The organism is Phenylobacterium haematophilum (genome assembly GCF_014196295.1).
Lineage (GTDB): Bacteria > Pseudomonadota > Alphaproteobacteria > Caulobacterales > Caulobacteraceae > Phenylobacterium > Phenylobacterium haematophilum.
Genome location: NZ_JACIDK010000004.1, coordinates 238,811 through 253,793, shown reverse-complemented (window position 1 = coordinate 253,793; position 14,983 = coordinate 238,811). Strand labels below are relative to the sequence as shown.

Annotated in this window: 13 protein-coding genes; 7 read left to right on the top strand and 6 right to left on the bottom strand. The window is 66.8% G+C overall.

Going from position 1 to position 14,983, the window contains the following annotated elements:
* Nucleotides 1–64 precede the first annotated feature (64 nt).
* Nucleotides 65–2,728: a methionine synthase gene (gene metH, locus GGQ61_RS15355; RefSeq protein ID WP_183774498.1), complete on the top strand. Its 2,664-nt coding sequence runs from the start codon at nt 65–67 to the stop codon at nt 2,726–2,728.
* Between the two features lie 260 nt (nt 2,729–2,988).
* On the opposite strand, the gene GGQ61_RS15350 is transcribed toward metH, so the two are convergent.
* Together GGQ61_RS15350 and GGQ61_RS15345 are read right to left on the bottom strand one after the other, a co-directional pair.
* Nucleotides 2,989–3,858 (bottom strand): DUF4435 domain-containing protein, encoded by an 870-nt coding sequence (locus GGQ61_RS15350; protein ID WP_183774495.1) that lies wholly within the window; start codon nt 3,856–3,858, stop codon nt 2,989–2,991.
* Complete coding sequence (locus GGQ61_RS15345; RefSeq protein ID WP_183774492.1) at nt 3,855–5,222, bottom strand: AAA family ATPase; 1,368 nt, start codon at nt 5,220–5,222, stop codon at nt 3,855–3,857. Before GGQ61_RS15345 ends, GGQ61_RS15350 begins: the two co-directional genes overlap by 4 nt.
* A 381-nt stretch (nt 5,223–5,603) precedes the next feature.
* On the opposite strand from GGQ61_RS15345, the gene GGQ61_RS15340 reads away from it, so the two are divergent.
* From GGQ61_RS15340 to GGQ61_RS15320, 5 genes are all read left to right on the top strand, one after another.
* Nucleotides 5,604–6,311 carry a terminase small subunit-like protein gene (locus GGQ61_RS15340; protein ID WP_183774489.1) on the top strand — a complete coding sequence of 236 codons (708 nt, stop codon included), beginning with the start codon at nt 5,604–5,606 and terminating at the stop codon, nt 6,309–6,311.
* Between the two features lie 276 nt (nt 6,312–6,587).
* Entirely contained in the window at nt 6,588–7,358 is a 771-nt protein-coding gene (locus tag GGQ61_RS15335) for a TIM barrel protein (RefSeq protein ID WP_221221066.1), read from the top strand.
* A gap of 10 nt (nt 7,359–7,368) precedes the next feature.
* A complete protein-coding gene (locus GGQ61_RS15330; protein WP_183774483.1) occupies nt 7,369–9,033 on the top strand; it encodes a GMC family oxidoreductase in 1,665 nt (554 codons plus the stop codon).
* A gap of 116 nt (nt 9,034–9,149) precedes the next feature.
* Entirely contained in the window at nt 9,150–9,563 is a 414-nt protein-coding gene (locus GGQ61_RS15325) for a hypothetical protein (RefSeq protein ID WP_183774480.1), read from the top strand.
* Nucleotides 9,563–11,758, top strand: a complete 2,196-nt coding sequence (locus tag GGQ61_RS15320) for a zinc dependent phospholipase C family protein (RefSeq protein ID WP_183774477.1) — start codon at nt 9,563–9,565, stop codon at nt 11,756–11,758. Before GGQ61_RS15325 ends, GGQ61_RS15320 begins: the two co-directional genes overlap by 1 nt.
* Here GGQ61_RS15320 and GGQ61_RS15315 read toward each other — a convergent pair.
* From GGQ61_RS15315 to GGQ61_RS15305, 3 genes are read right to left on the bottom strand one after another with little or no spacing between them, the layout of a single operon-like run.
* On the bottom strand, nt 11,755–12,360 hold the full coding sequence (locus tag GGQ61_RS15315; protein ID WP_183774474.1) for a peptidylprolyl isomerase: 606 nt from the start codon (nt 12,358–12,360) through the stop codon (nt 11,755–11,757). The two genes, GGQ61_RS15320 and GGQ61_RS15315, sit on opposite strands and share 4 nt — an antisense overlap.
* A gap of 32 nt (nt 12,361–12,392) precedes the next feature.
* Nucleotides 12,393–12,839, bottom strand: a complete 447-nt coding sequence (locus GGQ61_RS15310) for a c-type cytochrome (protein WP_183774471.1) — start codon at nt 12,837–12,839, stop codon at nt 12,393–12,395.
* Nucleotides 12,840–12,890: 51 nt separating this feature from the next.
* On the bottom strand, nt 12,891–13,463 hold the full coding sequence (locus tag GGQ61_RS15305) for a CAP domain-containing protein (RefSeq protein ID WP_343056156.1): 573 nt from the start codon (nt 13,461–13,463) through the stop codon (nt 12,891–12,893).
* Nucleotides 13,464–13,606: 143 nt separating this feature from the next.
* Between GGQ61_RS15305 and GGQ61_RS15300 the strand changes: the two genes are divergently transcribed.
* Complete coding sequence (locus tag GGQ61_RS15300; RefSeq protein WP_183774465.1) at nt 13,607–14,260, top strand: glutathione S-transferase family protein; 654 nt, start codon at nt 13,607–13,609, stop codon at nt 14,258–14,260.
* On the opposite strand, the gene GGQ61_RS15295 is transcribed toward GGQ61_RS15300, so the two are convergent.
* A complete protein-coding gene (locus tag GGQ61_RS15295; RefSeq protein ID WP_183774460.1) occupies nt 14,257–14,934 on the bottom strand; it encodes a nitroreductase in 678 nt (225 codons plus the stop codon). The two genes, GGQ61_RS15300 and GGQ61_RS15295, sit on opposite strands and share 4 nt — an antisense overlap.
* Nucleotides 14,935–14,983 lie beyond the last annotated feature (49 nt).

Here is a 14,983-nt window from a genome sequence, read left to right as displayed (position 1 = left end):
GTTACTTCCCGGCTTCGGCCAAACCTGATTCAGCTTGGGTCCCCGCTTCGGCGGGGAATTTGCGATGCGACCTGTCTTCATCAATGTCGGCGAACGGACCAACGTCACCGGATCGGCCAAGTTCAAGAAGCTGATCGTCGAAGGCGATTACAGCGCCGCGCTGTCGGTCGCCCGGCAGCAGGTCGAGGCCGGGGCGCAGGTCATCGACATCAACATGGATGAGGGGCTGCTGGACTCGGTCGTCGCCATGCGGACCTTTCTCAACCTATTGGCGGCGGAGCCCGACATTGCACGCGTGCCGATTATGGTCGACTCCTCGAAGTGGGAGGTGATCGAGGCCGGGCTGAAGTGCGTCCAGGGCAAGTGCATCGTCAACTCGATCTCGATGAAGGAAGGCGAGGCCAAGTTCATCGAGCAGGCCAAGGCCTGCCTTCGCTACGGCGCCGCCGTGGTGGTCATGGCCTTCGACGAGGTCGGCCAGGCCGACACCGCTGACCGCAAGTACGAGATCTGCGAGCGCGCCTACCGCATCCTGGTCGACCAGGTCGGCTTCCCGCCCGAAGACATCATCTTCGACCCCAACATCTTCGCCGTCGCCACCGGCATCGAGGAGCACGACAACTACGCCGTCGACTTCATCGAGGGCACGCGGCGCATCAAGCAGAACCTGCCCCACGCCCGCGTCTCGGGCGGCGTCTCCAACGTCTCGTTCAGCTTCCGCGGCAACGAGCCGGTCCGCCGGGCGATCCACTCGGTCTTCCTCTACCACGCGATCGCCGCCGGCATGGACATGGGCATCGTCAACGCCGGCGACCTGCCGGTCTATGACGACATCGACCCCGAGCTGCGCGAGGCCGTCGAGGACGTGATCCTCAACCGCCCGCAGCGCACCAACGTCTCCAACACCGAGCGGCTGGTCGACCTGGCGCCGAAGTACAAGGGCGAGAAGGGGCAGGCCAAGGTCGTCGACCTGGCCTGGCGCCAGGCCAGCGTCGCCTCGCGCCTCAGCCACGCCCTGGTCCACGGCATCACCGAGTACATCGACGCCGACACCGAGGAGGCCCGCCAGGCCGCCGAGCGCCCGCTGCACGTCATCGAAGGCCCGCTGATGGACGGGATGAACGTCGTCGGCGACCTGTTCGGCGCCGGCAAGATGTTCCTGCCCCAGGTGGTCAAGTCGGCCCGGGTGATGAAGCAGGCCGTCGCCTACCTGATGCCGTTCATGGAGGCCGAGAAGGAAGGCCAGCCGCGCTCCAGCGCCGGCAAGATCCTGATGGCCACCGTCAAGGGCGACGTCCACGACATCGGCAAGAACATCGTCGGCGTGGTCCTGCAGTGCAACAATTACGAGGTCATCGACCTCGGCGTCATGGTCCCGGCCGACCGCATCCTCGACGCGGCGCTGGAGCACAAGGTCGACATCGTCGGCCTCTCGGGCCTGATCACCCCCAGCCTCGACGAGATGGTCTATGTCGCCGGCGAGATGGAGCGCCGCGGCTTCGACATCCCGCTGCTGATCGGCGGCGCCACCACCTCCAAGACGCACACCGCGGTCAAGATCGAGCCGGCCTACAAGGCCGGGACCACCACCTATGTGCTCGACGCCAGCCGCGCGGTCGGGGTGGTCTCGGGCCTGCTCTCGCCGAGCGAAAAGGACCGCATCGCCGCCGAAACCCGCGCCGACTACGCCAAGGTCCGCGAGAGCTACGCCAGAGGGCAGGGGAACCGCGCCCGCGCCAGCCTGGCCGAGGCCCGCGCCAACGCCTTCCAGCCGGACTTCGAGGCCTATACGCCGCCCAAGCCGAGCTTCCTCGGCACCCGCAGCTTCGTCGCCTACGACCTGGCCGAACTCGCCCGCCACATCGACTGGTCGCCGTTCTTCGCCTCCTGGGAGCTGGTCGGCCGCTTCCCGCAGATCCTCGACGACGACGTGGTCGGCGAGGCGGCCCGCGACCTCTATCGCGACGCCACGGCCATGCTGGACAAGATCATCGCCGAGAAGTGGTTCGAGGCGTGCGGCGTGGTCGGCTTCTGGCCGGCCGCCGCCGACGGCGACGACATCGTGCTCTATACCGACGAGACGCGCTCGGCCGAGCTGACCCGGCTGCACAGCCTTCGCCAGCAGATGCCCAAGGACAAGAGCCGCGAGGACGGCGGCCGCGCCAACGTCGCCCTGGCCGACTTCGTCGCCCCGGTCGGCGGCAAGCCCGACTATGTCGGCGGTTTCGCGGTCACCGCCGGCCACGGCGAGATCGAGGTCGCCCAGCGCTTCAAGGACGCCGGCGACGACTATTCGGCCATCCTCGCCACCGCGCTCGCCGACCGCCTGGCCGAGGCCTTCGCCGAAGCCATGCACCGCAAGGTCCGCACCGAGCTCTGGGGCTACGCGCCGGACGAAGCCTTCGATATCGACGCCCTGGTCGCCGAACAGTACCGCGGCGTGCGCCCGGCCCCCGGCTACCCGGCCCAGCCCGACCACACCGAAAAGGCCACCTTGTTCAAGATCCTGGACGCCGAGGCGGCGACCGGCATGGAGCTGACCGAAAGCTTCGCCATGAACCCGCCGGCCAGCGTCTCAGGCCTCTACTTCGCCCACCCGGAGGCGCACTATTTCGGCGTCGGCCGGATCGAGAAGGACCAGGTCGAGGACTATGCGAAGCGGAAGGGGTGGGAGCTGCGGACGGCGGAGCGCTGGCTGGCGCCGATCCTGAATTACGAGCCGGGGTAGGCTTCAGCATGGCCGCTTGACCTGCCATGTCGTCTGGTCCGTCCGCGGAGCGTGCGGCGGGCGGAGGACGTAGATGAAACCTTGAGTGAAGCGTGCGCTCGCCACGCTCGCGGCGCCCGGCCCTCGTCGTCGGCGGGCACCCGCGACTATCTGAGGCGGGTCGACCGCTGACGCTCAGCGCGTCAACGGCCTGAACAAAAGCGCACAGATGTTCAAAATTGTACTGCGCCCGCGACGCGACGTCGTGGGGTATGTGGTGATCAGCGCTTCACACCGCGAGATACTCGCCGTAGTCGCGCAGCCAGGACGCTGTCCTTACCCAACGAGCAATGGTCAGCTAGATAGGAAGCAACTGCGCGTTGTCCGAGGCTCAATCCCTTCGCATGCCCAGCTCTCTCGTTGATGTACCAAAGTGCGGCCTTTCCGGGGACATAATCTATCCCAGATAAGCCGCGACGTTCGATGGTGCGCATCACGTCGGTCTTTGCTTCGCGATAGGCGGTTCGACTTGTAAGTACTATAATTCTTCTTATAACCTCGTTCGTTTTTGTGAACAGCTTCTGTCTATTAACTCGAATGTGTTTGCCTCCCTCCACGTCGAAGAGGTCCTTGAAATCAATAGAAAAGGCCGCGTCCCTCAGGTCCAAGCGTCTAGCTACTCCAAGGGCAACAACGTATAGGCTTATCATTATCTCGAGGTCGATGAGTACATGCTTCAGATTTATCTGATCACGTGCGGCTTCAAGGCTCTTTCCTGGGCAGGCAAAAGCGCAATACGCATTTAGAGCGCTCTCCTCCAGGAGTAAATTCTCCAAACTATAGACTTTTAATCTGTGGAGGTGCGGTGACTTTTTATGTCTAAGTTGTGAGATTAGATCAAGATCGCCATCCACTATATATAGGCGCGGTCTTCCTCCAATTGTATTATCATTCATGGCGGCTTCTAGAACTTTTTCCCTTGGTCCAAGGGGAATAATTCGTTTAACGCTCGCCTGCCCTCGGAGTGCGCGATTTATTACTCGCTCATAGATGCCGACGTAGGTTGCGTCTTCGACGTATACATCAATGTCGTTGTACGCTTGCATCAGGCGGCCGTAGGCGCGGCGCGCGTTTCCTGAATACTTCATCATGCCAGATCCACGCAATTCTCATCGCGATCCAAGATGATGGATGGGCTGTGAGTCGCCAATATAAGCTGAATATCTGGATTTGCTTCCAGCAATGAATCTACGAACATCTCTTGCCACTTTATGTGCAGGGAGAGTTCTGGTTCATCTATGATAACAGCGCTCGCGCGGCGTTGGTCGTCGTTAAACATCAATGATGTTATGAGAACAAATAGTTGACGTTCGCCCGATGACAGGTGGTAAACGTCCGCCATTTCTCCGGATGGCAGTTTAACGATAAGTGAGGCGTCTTCTTTGAAGGATAAAGTCTTCCTGGAATCTTCCAGGAATGAGTTCATTATAGATAAATATCGATTTGTGTGCCTGAATATTTCAGATTCAGCGTCGTTGAAGTTATTTACAAATTCCTCAATCTCCTTTATAAGTGATACGCGAGGCTCTAGTCGCATCCAACTAATAAAGTTTCTGGTCGTATTGTCGTCACTTTTTGCGATGATTACTTCTAAGTTTTTGTGTTTGCTTAGGGCTGTTGCAACGCCTATTACCTCTGAAAAGAACGGGTCAATGGTTTGTTCGACGCGTGCTGTATCTATTCCGAGGGCGGTGAAGGCGGCCTTTAGTGATTTTCGTGCCTTTTCGTACCGTCGAATATCTACTGATCGTGGAAGATCTGCGCTGCCCCGTGACGCGCCTTCTGAAAATAGAGATAGCAAAATCTGCTCCCGAAGTTCAGATGCTCGTCGAGTTCTAAGAACCTGTGCTTGCTTTGCCGCTTCAATGGCAATCGCTTCTGCTTGGGCAACGCTCTCGTCGAGAAATGCTCTTAGTGTGGCGTGAGTTCGTTTGGGGGGAGGGGCGCGGCGTTGCCGCTGATTGCTTCTTGCGCTCGTCGGTAGGCTGGTCCGGTCTAGGCCCAGGAATATTGGTGTGGGGAGTCCCCGTACGGCCTGAAATGGAGCCATCGTTTCAGTGATCTCGGAAACCGACTCCCTTACTCGAATGTAGTCGCCATCGGAATCTCGCAATAGGTCTTCTCTAATTCGAAGGCTGTTTCTATAAATCTCATCAGATATAGTAACGGATGAGAAGTCATCGCCATTAGAGAAGGAGAATTGTATATTATTATTGCTCTTTATGGCCGATATTACCAAATGAGCATCCTCATGCTCTAGGTCTACTAAAATGGAGTCGTATCTGGCATTCATTAGCCAGTCGATATCCGGTCCGAGTAAGGCCATAATTGCTTTGAGGACGCTGGTTTTTCCGCTCCCGTTGATCCCAATGAGGAAGCTAACGTCTTTGCGAAACGATAGGTCGAAGTCGAGATAGCCATTTAGGCCTCGACAGACGAAATTCAGCAGTTTCATGTTCTAGTATGATGTCCGAGATGAAGGCGTCGGGATAGTTGCAAGCTAGACGATGGCGCGTCGTTGTTGAAGATGCCTTTGCACCGACAGGCCAAGAGGCAGGATTTCCGACGGGCGGATCGGGGGTGCTCGGACCGACATCAGCTGTCTGGCCATGAGGGCGTCGACGCTGGGCGGCGGGGAGCCGGGGCGTACCGGCGGGATCTGATGCCCACGCGTTTGGTCTTCGCATGCGCCGAAAACTGACTCGATTGCTGTGTTGCCATTTTGTTCTTGCGCTTCGGCGTGGCTGTGAGACACTGAAGCCTTCTCATTTGCTGTCGTGGGGGCGGGATGCCTTCGTTGTCGCCAGGCCCGGGGCGGGCCAGGGTTCGGGCGTCTGTGCGGTTTACGCCGGAGCTGGGGCGGGAGATCTGCGCGCGGGTGGCGGCGGGCGAGAGCCAGCATGCGCTGGCGCGCGAGCCGGGGATGCCGTCGCGGCGGACGTTTCGCGACTGGGCGCTGCGCGAGCCTGAGTTCGGGGCGGCGTTCGAGGCCGCCAAGCTGGAGGGCCGGCGCCGGCAGATCGCGGCCGACCGCGAGGCGGACCTGCGGCCGGGCAGCGGCAAGCTCTGGCGGCGGATGATGGCCCAGGCCTCGCCCGCGCGGCGGCGCGGGGGCAGCGTCTCGATCCTGACGCCGGAACTGGCCGAGGAAATCTGTTTGAGGATCGCCGGCGGCGAGAGCGTGCTGGCGCTGTCGGCCGATCCGGACATGCCGTGCGCCGGCTCGATCTTCGGCTGGGCGCGGCGCGAGGACTGGTTCCGCGAGATGTACCTGCGCGCCAAGGAGATCGCCGCCGACCTGCATTTCGACCTGGCCTACGAGGTGGCGATGGAGGCGACCGAGGACTCGGTGCGCGGCGACCGGCTGCGGGTGCAGGTGCTGCGCTGGCGGGTGGCGCTGATCGAGCCGAAGAAATACGGGCTGCGGCGGATGCTGGGGCCGGCGGGGGAGGGCGAGGAGGCCGAGGGGCCGCAGCCGTTCGGGATCGAGCTGGTGAACTTCGTGCAGGAGCCGGGCGGGGGCTGGCGGGAGGCGGGGTCTTAGGGGTGTGGGTTTGCCGGATGGATCAGGTGGGTCCCGGTCTTCGGCTTGCAGCCGAAACCGGGATGACACTTGGGGGTGCTCGTCTCGGTCAAGCCTGTCATCCCGGTTTGCGGAGCAAGACCGGGACCCATGAACACCTGATCGTGCCGAAGGGGGCGCTGACCGGCGCGCGGCTTGAGTCGCTGGCATTGGCTCTTGCCGTGTAATCGATTGTATGGACACTGACGCGCGATGGCGGCGCCGGTGGACGCGGCTGCGTGGGAGGAGGCGAGCGACGTGCGGCAGAGTTTCGCCTGGTGGTCGTTTACGGCGGGGCGCGAGGTGGAGCCGGCGCCGTTCCTGCGCGCGGCGGCGGAAGCCGGGGCGCAGGGCGTCGAGATGCTGCCGCCCGAGCTGTGGCCGCTGGCCCGCGAGCTGGGGCTGTCGATCGTCACCGTCACCGGACACAAGCTGGAGGAAGGCTTCAACGACCCGGCCCGGCATGGCGTCCTAAGCGACCACGTGCGCCGCACGATCGATGCGGCGGCGGAGGGCGGGGCCGAGGCGGTGATCGTGTTCGCGGGCAACCGGTTCGGCGACGGCGACGATGAACGGGCCGTGGCCGCCTGCGTCGAGGGGCTGGGGCCGGTGGTTGAGCATGCGCAGGGCGCCGGGATGCGGCTGCTGATGGAGCTGCTGAACAGCAAGGTCGACCATCCGGGGCAGCAGTGCGACCGCACCGAATTCGGCGCGCAGGTGGTGCGCGGGGTCGGCTCGCCGACGCTGAAGCTGCTCTATGACGGCTATCATATGCAGTTGATGGAGGGCGACCTCAGCCGCACCATCAAGGCCAACTTCGAGTTGATCGGTCATGTCCATACGGCCGGGGCGCCCGGGCGGCGCGACCTGGACGACCGCCAGGAGATCAACTGGCGCGCGATCGCCGGGCTGCTGGACCATCTGGGCTACGACCAATGGGTCGGCCACGAATTCATTCCGCGCGGCGAGCCGATCGCCGCGCTTTCGCAAGCCATGGCGCTGTTCGACGCGCCGGGCGGCAAGGCGTAGGGTTTTGAGCATGCAGTTCGACGCGATCGTGGTGGGATCGGGCATCAGCGGCGGCTGGGTCGCCAAGGAGCTGTGCGAGCGCGGCCTGAAGGTGCTGATGCTCGAGCGCGGGCCGAACATCGAGCACGGGACCGACTACAGCCACGAGGAGGCCGGACGGCTGCGCTGGCGCGACGACCAGATCCCGGACGACGAGAAGGCGCTGCACTACCCGTACTATGTCGGCGTCAGCTACGCGATGTTCAACTCGAACAAGAAGTTCTGGGCCAGCGACCACGACTATCCGTACGAGCAGGCCGAGGGAAAGCCGTACCGCTGGATCCGCGGCTATCACCTGGGCGGGCGTTCGCTGACCTGGGCGCGGCAGTCCTATCGCTGGGCGCCGGACGACTTCCTGTCCAACCTCAAGGACGGGCACGGGACCGACTGGCCGATCCGCTATGATGACCTGGAGCCGTGGTACGACCACGTCGAGGCGTTCGTAGGGGTCAGCGGCAATTACGACGAGGTTCCGCAGCTGCCGGACGGCGACTTCCTGCCGCCGTTCCCGTTCAACAGCGTCGAGGAGGACGCCCAGGGCCGCATCGAGGCGGCGTTCCCGACGCGGCGGTTCCTGATGGGGCGCTGCGCCAACCTCAGCCGGGTGGCCAAGCCGCAGATGGACCTGGGGCGCAAGCGCTGCGAGGGCTATGTGCGCTGCCACCACGGCTGTCCGCTGGGGGCGGCGTTCTCGACCCAGGCCGCGACGCTGCCAGCGGCGCGGGCGACCGGCAACCTGACCGTGATCACCGACGCCATCGTCGAGAGCGTGGTCTATGACCCGGCCGCGGGGCGGGTGACCGGCGTGCGGGCGATCGACCGGCTGAGCAAGGTCGCCACGACCTATGACGCCAAGATGGTGTTCCTCAACGCCTCGGCGATCAATTCGGCGGCGCTGCTGCTGAACTCGCGCTCCGAGGCGTTCCCGCGCGGGCTGGCCAACGGCAGCGACCAGGTCGGGCGCAACCTGATGGACCACGTCGGCTGCGGCCAGATCGTCGGGACCTATCGCCCCGGCTTCGAGGACCAGCCCTGGCAGGCCGACCGGCCGACCGGGATCTACATTCCGCGCTATTCGGGGATCACCGAGACCGACAAGCCGTACCTGCGCGGCTTCGGCATGCAGGGCGGGGCGCGCAAGATCCGCCGCGCCGACGGCGAGGGGCGCGTCTGGGTGCTGTCGCTGGGGCCGTTCGGCGAGGTGCTGCCCGATCCGGAGAACCGGGTGACCCTGTCGGCCTCGCGGGTCGACAGCTGGGGGATCCCGCTGCCGCGCATCGAGGCCGCGCACGGGGCCAACGAGCAGGTGATGATGCGCGAGGCCGCCCGCGACGCCGCCGCCATGCTGGAAGCGGCCGGCTGCACCGACATCACCCCCTGGGAGGAGGCCGGCGCCGACCTGACGCCGCCCGGCGACCGCATCCACGAGATGGGCACGGCGCGGATGGGCCGTGATCCCTCGACCTCGGTGTTCAACGGCTGGGGCCAGGCGCACGAAGTAAGCAACCTGTTCTGCTCGGACGGGGCGGTGATGGCCTCGAGCGCCTCGATGAACCCGTCGCTGACCTACATGGCGCTGTCGGCGCGGACCGCGAACCACGCCGCCGACCTGCTCGAGCAGGGGGCGTTTTCGTAAGACGAGCGGCGCGCTTGGTCGCTTGGGCGCGCCGGGCCCGGGGCCGGGCGCAGCAGCGCTGCAAGCTTGAGCGGGCGAGCGCAGGGTCGCGGCGACCTTAGCTGGAGCCGCCGCTCATGAAATTCGCCGCCGCGTTCGCCGCGCTCGCCGTCTGTATCGCCCAGCCGGCCGCCGCCACCGACTTTAAGCCGCTGGGCGTCTGGGCCGCGCGGATCGACCGCATCGAGAACCCGCCGCAGGACCGGCTGGTCCACGTCTACGTCACCCTGCGCAACATCAGCGACAAGCCGCTGGTGCAGACCGAGCGGGTGGCGCTGCTGATGGAGGACAGCCTGGGCGTCACGGTCGAGAGCGGCCAGGGGCTGCAGCCGATCGCCGGCTATCCGAAGCTGTTCGACTCGCCGCCGCCGATGACGCCGCCGGGCGGGGAGATCGCCGCCAAGTACGTCTTCGACCGCAACAAGGACGCCAAGGTGGTGGCGATCATGGTCGAGGAGAGCCGCGAGCACATGGCGACCTTCACGTTCTGATGCGGGCGCATGTTCTGGCGGGCGCGGCCCTGAGCCTGGTCCTGGCCGGCCCGGCCCTGGCCTGGAAGCCCAAGACCCACGTCTACCTGGCCGAGGAAGCGATGCGCGACGCGCTCGACGGCAAGGTGACGCTGGGCGTGGTCGACCCGCAGACCGGCGAGCCGGCCGGGGCGCTGGGCGCTTTCGAGGTCGACCCCAAGGCGCTGGCGGCGCTGAAGGGCGGGGCCAAGCAGTTCCGGGCCGGGGTGCTGGGGCCGGACGCCTATCCCGACATCCTGACCGGCCAGCAGATCATCCATCCCGACGAGTCGGCGCCCGGCGGCGTCGGGGCGAGCGGCAGCGACGCCTGGCTGAACTGGATCCACCGCAAGGGCTTCGTCGAGAGCGACGATGCGAAGGTCAACGCCTTCGCGCTCGGCTACCTGACCCATGCGGCCGGCGACGTGTTCGCCCACACCTACGTCAATCACTATGCGGGCGGCGAGTTCACCCTCGACCCGGCGATGAACGCGGTGAAGCACCTGACGCTGGAGGGCTATATCGGCGAGCGGACGCCGCGCACGGTCAACGCGTTTTCCACGCGGATCGCCAGCGGCCGGCCGTGCGACCGGCGCAAGCAGGACGACCTGCCCGACGACGGGACGCCGTGCGGTATCCGCTACGAAAACGTCCACCTGCCGGTGACCAGCCAGGACACCTCGATCGCCGGGGTGGAGGAGTTCATCTGGCGCGAGATGATCGACGCGCGGCCGGGCAGCGAACTGGCGACCCGGCTCTATCGCGGCGAGGCGACGGGGCGCTCGGTCCCGTGGATCTTCTCGCAGCTGCGCACGCGGGTGCAGGCGCGGGTCGAAGCCTATGAGGCCAGGCGGGCGACGCTGTCGGGCCTGGAGCGGGCGGCGTTCGAGGCTGCCAGCGGGCCGGGCGCGGCCTACGACCGGGCCTGGGTCGAGGACATCGACCGCGGGCTGAAGGCCTGGCCGGCGGTCAGCCACGAGGTCGCCAAGTCGCTGGTGTTCGCCGATGCGGGCGCCGACCTCGATCGGGCCGAGACCGCGATGGGGCTCTATGTGCGCGATCACATGCTCTCGATGGCCGGCGCGCCCGACGGCGTGGTGCAGGTCAGCGCCGCGGTGATCGAGACGGTCTCCAAGCTGATGCCCGAGGTGTTCGTCGGCGTCCTGGAGGAGATCCTGCGCGCGCCGCTCAACGCCGCGGTCGAGGGCGCGACCGGCCAGACCCTGGACAAGTGGTCGGACTATCTGAGCCGCCCGCACGCCCACTTCGACGACGTGATGGGGCAGGGCGGCGGCGGTCACGGAGGGGCCCAGGCGCATACGGTGAACCTGGCCGACTTCAACCGCGAGCAGCTGAAGATCGACGACGCCGGCTATGGAAATTCGGCGCTGCGCTGGGAGACCGAACGCTTCGCGCCGGCCTTCAACACCCTGCAGATGACCAAGCTTCTGCTGCTCAGCGACCAGGGCCGGCGCGACCTGGAGAAGGCGCTGGCCGGGCGCGGCGCCGCGGTGGCGCTGGGCTCGGACAATCTGATGCTGGGCTGGGTGCGATCGATGGACGCCGGCAACCAGTGGCAGGCGCTGCCCTCCAAGCAGCCGGGGGCCTCGCCGCTGCCGACCCTGGCGCAGGCCGGCGGCGCGGCCTGGCGGCGGCTGTTCATGCGCCAGCTGGGCGAGGCGCCGATGGATCAGGAGCCGGAGCCGCAGACGCCTGAGGAACCGCAGCAGCCCGAGCCGTCGCCGCCGCAGGAGCCGCAGGCCCCGCCGCCGCAGCAGCCCGCACCGCCACAGCGGCCTGAGCCGCCGCCGCCGCGCCCCGATCCGACGGGAGCGTTCAAGCGGCTCGGCGCCTGGTCGGTGCGGATCGACCGCGTCGAGCGGCCGGCCGACGACCGGCTGGTGCACGTCTATCTGACCCTGCGCAACGACAGCTCGCGGCGACTGCTGCAGACCCAGGACATCAGCGTCGTCCACCGCGACAGCCTGGGGATCAGCGTCGAGAACAGCCAGAGCCTGAAGCCGCAGTCAGGCCGACCCGAACTGTTCGGCGCGCCCCAGCCGGTGGCGCTGCCTGGGCGCGAGCTGCGGGCCAAGTTCGTCTTCGACCGCAACGGCGTGACGACGGGGATCACCGTGCGCGAGGGCGTCGAGCACAGCGCCGAGTTCGGCTTTTAGGCCCGGCGCATGGTCAGGATCGGGACCGGCGGCTTGAGCCACTGGCCGCGCTGGTCCTTGAACTTGGTCTCGCCGTTGGTGGGCAGGGAGAGGATCTTCTCGACGATCGGCATGCCCTGGACCACCTGGCCGAAGGCCGCGTAGCCGAGGTTGTCGCCCGCCGCCTTGGGGTTGGCGTCGAGATAGGGCTGGTCGCCGACGCAGATAAAGAAGTTGCTGGTCGCCGTACCAGGGGCGAAGCGGCCGAGCGAGATCGTGCCGTTGAGGTGCTTGAGGCCGGTCCCGGTCGTGCTCTCGTGGGCGATCGGCGGGAACGGCCGGACCTTCGCGTCGGGCGCGCCGACGATGGTGCCGTCTTTGGGCACGCCGGGCGTGCGCGCGGCGCGGAAGAAGGTCCCGCCGTCATAGGACCTGGCGTCGACGTAGCGCAGGAAGTTGGCGGTGGTGAGCGGCGCCTTGCGCGGTTCGAGCTCGACGATGATCGACCCGCGCGGGGTCTTGATGACCACCCGCGGCTTGCCGGGCGCGGCCAGCGCCGTGCGCGGGGCGGCGAGGACCAGGCCGCCGGCGGCGATCAGGCTGCGTCGAGGAAGGTCGCTCATCGGGCTCTCCGGTGGATCTTGGCCATAGCAGATCAGCCTTTGGGCCGGGAAGGCGTCCGCGCAGCCTCGCGCATCGGTCCGCGGCCGTCCGTGCCGTGCCAGATCTGCAGGGTGACGCCTTCGGCGTCGGTCGCGTAGCGGAACTGGCCGCGGGTCAGGTCCGGCGTGCCGAGGATCTCCGCGCCCTCGCCGCCGATGCCGTGGCAGGAGGCGCAGTGGGTCTGATAGAGCGGCACTGCGCGGATGACGGCGGCCTGGTCGCGCGGCGCGCCGGCGAGGGCCAGGACGTACTCGGTCAGGTCGGCGATCTCGGAGGGGCCGAGTTCGCCGGTTTCGCCGAAGCCCGGCATGCTCGCGGTCTGCGGCCAGGCGATCAGGCGCGCGTTCTCGACGGGGCGGGGAATCTGCTGGAGACCGTAGGCGCCGAGCGCCAGGGCGGCGACCAGACCGGCGCAAAGGAGAGCGGGGACGCGGGACATGGCGGCAGTCTAGGGCGCGCGGGGCCCACGCGCCTAGACCATCGTCAAAACCTAGCGCGGCGCCAGCGCCCCGGCGAAGTCGATCACGCACATGGCCCCGTGGGCCGAATGCGGCCCGCAGGCGACGCCGGCCAAGCTGTAGCCTGCGCCGAAGATCGTCTTGCGGTGGCCCCGGCCGGGGACCCGGCTGTCGACGATCAGCTGGACCACCACCTCGCGGGCGCTGGCGTAGCCGTAGGAAATGGTCTCGGCGCTCATCCCCGCCCAGACGCCCTGGTTCTTGAGGCGGGCGGCGAGGCCGCCGGCCCCGGACCCGTGTCCCTCCGACCCGCGGCGGGCCTGGGCCCGCACGTGGGCGCCGGCGGCGGCGGCCAGGCCCGGATGGGCCTGCAGCGGCGGCAGCGGCCGCTGGGACAGCAGGAAGGCGATGGCCTCGTCGACCACATAGGGGTCCTCGTCCCGCAGCGCCCAGCCGCCTCGGGCCAGCTCGTCGGCATAGCGGGCGGGATTGGCGCGGGCGTAATTGAGCTCGGCAAGCACCTCGGCCTCAAGGCCGCGAGCGTGGGCGGAAAGCGGCAGGCAAAGCAGAGCGAGCAGCGCGACAAGACGCGCACGAAGGGACATCGTGACCACGCACGAACTCCAGTCATAGATGTCCCCCGGCCAAGCTCTAGCGGGGTTCGCGGGGGCCGCGCCCTGCGGCAAAGCGCGCAGGGTGTCGGAACGCAGACCGCCGGCTCGTCCTCGGGGAAATGAAGGAGACCTGCATGGCGCCGATCATCACCGCATTCGAAGCTTCGCCCGACCGCGGCCGGGGGCTGGCGCGCGACATGCGCGTGCGCTGGGCGCTGGAGGAGGTCGGCCAGCCCTACGAAGTGCGGCTGGTTTCGTTCGCGGCGATGAAACAGCCGGCGCACCTGGCGCTGCATCCGTTCGGGCAGATCCCGACCTTCGAGGACGGCGAGCTGGCGCTGTTCGAGTCCGGGGCGATCATCCTGCATCTGGCCGAGCGCCACGAGGGACTGCTGCCGGCCGATCCGGACGCGCGGGCCCGGGTGATCGGCTGGATGTTCGCAGCGCTGAACACGGTCGAGCCGCCGATCGTCGAGCGCGAGCAGGCGCGGCTGGTCGAGCGCGACAAGCCGTGGTTCGACGCGCGCGCGCCGATGCTGGAGGCCCGCGTGCGGAGCCGGCTGGAGGCGTTGTCGCGCCGCTTGGGCGAGGCCGAGTGGCTGGACGGGGCGTTCAGCGCGGGCGACCTGATGATGGTCAGCGTGCTGCGCCGGCCAGCAGGCGCAGAGCTGCTGGCTGACTATCCGAACCTGGCCGTCTATGTCGCCCGCGGCGAGGCGCGGCCGGCCCACCAGCGGGCCTTCGCCGACCAGCTGGCGGTGTTCGAGGCCTCGGAGCGGACGACCTAGTCGTCGAAGCCGACGAAGACGCTGGCCTCGGCCACCGACTTGCGCTCGGAGACCACGGCGTTGGCGGGGAAGTCATCGTCCGGCCAGCCCAAGGCGACGGCCTTCATGATCACCTGGTCGTCGGCGATGCCGGCGTGTTCGCGGACCACCGGGGACTGCATGATGCCCTGGCTGTTGATCACCGCGCCGAGGCCGCGCGACCAGGCGGCGTTGACCAGGGCGGTGGTCACCGCGCCGCAGTCGAAGGGGGTGTCGTCGCTGCCGGCCAGGACGCGGTCGTAGGTGATGATCACACAGACCGGCGCGTCGAATTGGCGGAAGCCGCGCAGCACCCAGTCCTGGCGCATCTCCTTGTCCTCGCGGGCTATGCCCATGGCGGCGAACAGCTGCTTGGCGACGCCGACCTGCCGGTCGCGGTGCTGGCCGGTGAAGGGCTCGCCGGTGCGGAACTCGCGCGAATGCGGCACGCCGGCCAGGTTGCGCTCGGTGTTGCCGGCCCGGATCCTGTCGAGCGGCTCGCCGGTGAGAACGTAGAAGTTCCACGGCTGGGTGTTCATCGACGAGGGCGCGCGCATGGCGAGGGCGAGGATCTCCTCGATCAGCTTGCGCGGAACCGGATCGGGCTTGTAGCCGCGGATGCTCCGGCGGCCGAGGATGACGTCGTCAAACAGCATGGATGGTGCTCGGGTTCGTTAGCGCAGGCGCAGAGAACTGCCAGCATTC